The following is a 2,813-nucleotide window of genomic DNA, read 5'->3' as shown; positions in this document are numbered from 1 at the left end:
TAAAAATCCCTTTAAGTGTATCGAGTTTGTATTTTTACTGCATTTAGTGGAAAAAGTAAATGATTTATCTAAGTTGTTTAGATAACGCCTTATTATTGATTGAAAATTAACTTTTACTTAGTGTTTTCGAAATAATATTTTAGTTTTTTGTTTGTTATCGGGTTTTTATTCTGAGTTTATGCATTTTTTTGACCAAAAAGGAGAAATATCAAGGGAGAACAAGGGATAATGTTTGTAATTACACAAGGTTAAAGGAAGAGATTTAGTTAATTTGATAACGTTGGTTATAATTTCTTTTGTTTACTATATCTTTGTTTGAATTGAGTGGGTTGGTTGCTTTTTTGTTCTGTTTGTGAAATTTAATTAAATAGATATTTTTCATGATTAATTAAGTATATACCAATCTAACTTCAAGATGCGTGTGATCTCTCCCCGCGAAGCGGGGAGAGATCAGGTTTCATAGCGTGTTGTAAATTGCAACTTGAAGTTTAATGCGTATATACCAATTTATCTTCAAGATGTGTGTAATTTCTCCCCGCTTTACGGGGAGGAATCACGTTTCATATCGTGTTGTAAATTGCAACTTGAAGTTTAATGCGTATAGAAGTGTCATTAAAAGAATTGTTTAATGAATAAGTACAGTAAATTTTGTAGGGAGTTGATTAGTTAAATGCGCCTTATATCCTCTAACAGAAAGATGAGAATTTAGGGCGCACCGAATGAACCTTAATAATAAGCCCTCATATCAGGCGAAGGCCAGGATAGGGGAAACACATAACAAAATGCCAGTAAAGATGATCAAGACAAGTGATATCTCTTTGTAATGGCGTAAGCCAGGGACTTTGTAGACTAAATAAGCCGGAATAAGGCAACCAACGATGCCGAATATTGGGCTACAAATAGAAGTAAAACTTAATACAGGGGCATTCAGAAGGATCGCGCTCCATGCTAATAAGATGGCAAACACCATGATGCCTTTTTGTACCCACTTTTCATTGATCTTTTCAGCAGGCATCAGGCGACTAAGAATATTCATGGCAATGCCTTGGCTGGCTTCGCGAAACCCAAGGTAAACACCAAAAAAGGCAGTCATCACGGCAAAAACATTGAGCATGATACTGACAGCAATAACCCAACCGCCGGGGAAAAATTGGGCGGCAATGGCTAATGCTGAAATATTCTGTTCATAGGCTTTGAGTGCTTCGTCATGTCCCATTGCCAGCGTGAAAGAGATGGCATAGAAAAATACCGTACAAAACAGGATAGCAAAAGCAATGTTCATCGCTCTCAGTGCCTTATGACGGGCAACTTCACGGTTTTTCTCCCGATTGCGATAAGAAATCACCATTGGGCTAAGTGTTTGGATAAACAGGATGGACGTGAGCGTAAAAGGTAACGTGATGATAGCTTGTTTGATCAATAGTTCCAGGGGAGGTAAGGCGCCGATATTGTAAAGATGCCACATACCGATCATGGAAAATCCTAATGCCGCGATAACAAATAACTTGGTTATGACCATTAGGCTGGATATTTTGAACAGTAATTGTTCACCACGGGAAGAGATGGCGACTAATACACAGATTAATGCCAATCCATAAAGCGGATTTTTCGACATTAATTCATCAGTGATGCCAAATGTTTGCAGGTAAGAAGCACTATCATTGGTTATCGCGGTGGAATAAACAAACATCCAGATCACCAGCATAATGAAGTAGAGTACGCCTAACAGAATGCCCCAATTTTTACCAAGATAACCACTGATAACACTAGGGTAATCTTTGCATTCTGGTGACTCTGCCAGGGTATTGATGAAGAGCCGCTGAAAGAGATACATGGCAGGATAACCAATAATGGAAGAGAGCAGGAAAACCCACAATCCCATCAATCCAACCTGCACTGGCAAGAAAACAATGCCGGCCCCGATTGCCATGCCGATACTCATAATAACCCAGCCAGTATCGGTATGGTCGAATTTTATTGCTTTTTTCCACTCTTCCTCCGTCATGTTGGCGCGTTTGGCCGCTGGAGATAACTGTGGCGTGATGTTATTGTTTTTTGATGCTGTTTTCATATCTTTTAGTAAGTGAATTATTGTGTGCTGATAGCCAATGTGATTCCAAGGAGAACAACTTTTTCATGAAGAAGAAATTACAAAGGGAAACTGCGCAAAAAAGAAAATTGTCAAAAACACGTTGTCAGGATTAAATCCTTTTTATCGTTAATATTATGCTGTAATTCAAAGGATTAATCTATACCAATCTAACTTCAAGATGCGTGTGATATCTCCCCGCGAAGCGGGGAGATATCAGGTTTCATATCGTGTTGTAAATTGCAGCTTGAAGTTTAATGCGTATAGAATTTTTTACTATACGCGTTACCTTTCAAGTTACTCATTGTAAGACAACATAACTTATTGTTTCTCACTCGCTTTGCGGGGAGAAACAATATGCATCTTGAAGTTAGATTGGTATAAATAGGTTTCCATAATACTGAGAATATCAGATGTTGGCTTTCCTTACCCCGCGCGGCGTAAGGAATATTCCTATCATTTTGAAACGCTATTTAGTGAAATAGGATTAAACTATGTGTCATCCTGTTTCTCGATGAAAAATAAAGGAAAATTAATACTTAATTGGTAAGGCCTTATTTTACTATACCAATCCAACTTCAAATCAATGTGATTGTTTATATCTCCCCGCTATGCGCTGAGGGATCCCCACAAAACGGTGCTAATAAATCAAAACCATATTTTGGTAGATTTTGGCGAGGTATTTGAGGAGTTGATTAAGAACTATTTCAAATAATATTAGCGG

Annotated in this window: 1 protein-coding gene; it reads right to left on the bottom strand. The window is 37.9% G+C overall.

What is annotated here, in order from left to right; genetic code table 11:
- Positions 1-745: 745 nt before the first annotated feature.
- On the bottom strand, positions 746-2,071 hold the full coding sequence (locus IQ211_RS18720) for an SLC5/6 family protein (protein ID WP_189759524.1): 1,326 nt from the start codon (positions 2,069-2,071) through the stop codon (positions 746-748).
- Between the last annotated feature and the right edge of the window lie 742 nt (positions 2,072-2,813).

Source organism: Xenorhabdus griffiniae, assembly GCF_015163655.1.
Classification (GTDB): Bacteria; Pseudomonadota; Gammaproteobacteria; order Enterobacterales; family Enterobacteriaceae; genus Xenorhabdus; species Xenorhabdus griffiniae.
The sequence above is the reverse complement of the archived record's forward strand: the minus strand, read 5'-3'. Positions and strand labels throughout refer to the sequence as shown.